We start from the raw sequence: 670 nt of genomic DNA, 5'->3' as shown, positions 1-670 counted from the left end.
CTCTCGCTCGCGGGCGCCTTCGCGCGCTGGAATTCGGAACCGACCGCGAGCACGCGCGCGCGCCGCACCACCGTCTCCGCTTCGAACGTGCCGGGCGACGTCGCCGAACCGCCGATCTGCTGTGTCAGCAACACGTCGACGAAGTCGCCCGGCTGGATCAGCCCCGCGTTGCCCGACACGTCGTCGACCGGCACCGAGATCGCGCGCATGCCCGGCTGCAGCGCGGCCGCAAGAAAATCCGGTGCGCCGGCCGGTATCACGTTCTCGACGCGAATCGGTGCGCCTGCGCCGACGTGGTTGCGCAGCAGCGCGCCCTTCAGGTCCGCGCCCGGCTGCGACTCGACGAACGCGCCAGCCGGCACCTGCGCGCGCGGCATGCGCTTCCACGCGAGATCGTTGTCGCGCAGCAGCAGCCCTTCCGGCAGATCGGCGGCAGCGACCCGCACGCGCGCCTGATCCGTTTCGGTGGCCACCGACGGCGTCGACGCGGCGACGTACAGTTCGCGCAGGATGAACGCACCGATGCCGGCGGCAACGACGAGCACGGCCAGTCTCAGCGGTTTGGGCATGGCGGCGTGCGTCCCCCCGGCTAGGTAAGCGAAACCGTGTGTGGAAACGACGCCCAGACGGCCAGCGTGCCGCCGAGCGCGAGCGCAACGCCGTACGGCAC

The 670-nt window shown here is 71.5% G+C and carries 1 protein-coding gene; it reads right to left on the bottom strand.

Annotated elements, in window-relative coordinates:
* Positions 1-569: Flp pilus assembly protein CpaB (cpaB, locus tag G3N99_RS41355; RefSeq protein WP_206125325.1), on the bottom strand; the 569-nt coding region annotated here is incomplete at its 3' end.
* Positions 570-670 lie beyond the last annotated feature (101 nt).

The sequence above is a fragment of the Burkholderia sp. Ac-20392 genome, assembly GCF_017104585.1.
GTDB lineage: Bacteria > Pseudomonadota > Gammaproteobacteria > Burkholderiales > Burkholderiaceae > Burkholderia > Burkholderia lata.
The sequence above is the reverse complement of the archived record's forward strand: the minus strand, read 5'-3'. Positions and strand labels throughout refer to the sequence as shown.